This window comes from Cypionkella aquatica, from assembly GCF_030161095.1.
Lineage (GTDB): Bacteria > Pseudomonadota > Alphaproteobacteria > Rhodobacterales > Rhodobacteraceae > Cypionkella > Cypionkella aquatica.
On sequence record NZ_BSPP01000029.1, the window covers coordinates 1 to 1001 of the forward strand.

At 56.5% G+C, this 1001-nt stretch carries 1 pseudogene; it reads right to left on the reverse strand.

Features of this window, described 5'->3' with window-relative positions:
* Positions 1 to 1001, reverse strand: a pseudogene (locus QQJ98_RS19775) (IS3 family transposase); the annotation flags it as partial.

The window sequence follows — 1001 nt, forward strand, 5'->3', positions numbered from 1 at the left end:
AAGGCAATCGGTGACAGCATGCCATTCCTAACGTGTTTGCGCTGCGGGTTGTAGAAGAACTCGATGTAATCGAATACGTCTTGACGGGCTTCTTCGCGGGTTTTGTATTTCCTGCGGCGGATGCGTTCACGTTTGAGCAGGTTGAAGAAGCTCTCAGCGACAGCGTTGTCCCAGCAGTTCCCACGACGGCTCATGCTGGGGACCAGATTGTGCTGTTCGAGGAACTTCTGCCACTCATAGCTGGTGAATTGTGAGCCTTGGTCGGAATGCACGTGGACCTTGGTCTTTGGTTTGCGCCGCCAGACAGCCATCAGCAGGGCTTGCAGTGGTAGATCGGCATAGGTGCGGCCTTGCATAGACCTGCCGATAACCCTCCGCGAAAACAGATCGATCACGACGGCCAGATACAGGAATCCCTCGTGCGTGCGGATATAAGTGATGTCGGTGACCCAGAACTGGTCCGGTGCATCAACATCGAATTCCCGGTTCAGAGTATTGTCGGCCACGACAGCCGGGCTGCCACCATAAGAGCCCGGCTTCTTTTTGTAACCAATCTGGGCCCTTATGCCCGCCAGACGTGCCAAACGCCAAGCCCGGTTGGGGCTGATGTCTTCGCCCATGTCGCACAGATCATCGTGCAGCTTGCGGTAGCCATAGACCTCGCCACTATCATCCCAAGCCTGCTTAAGCAGCACGGTTTGACGCTGATCTTCCAAAGCACGGGGGCTCAATGGCTCTCGCAGCCATGCATAAAAGCCACTCGGATGAACCAGCAGCATCCGGCACATCGCCCGGACAGCAAAGAGCAACCGGTTCTCGGCGATGAACGCATACCTCACCGGGACTCCCTGGCGAAGTATGCGGTCGCCTTTTTTAGGATGTCCCGCTCCTCCGTCACACGCGCTAAATCGCGCTTAAGGCGACGGATCTCATCAGCTTGGGCGTCAACCTCCTGGATCACCTTCGCCGGCCGCGAAAACTGCTTCTGCCAAGTGTAGATC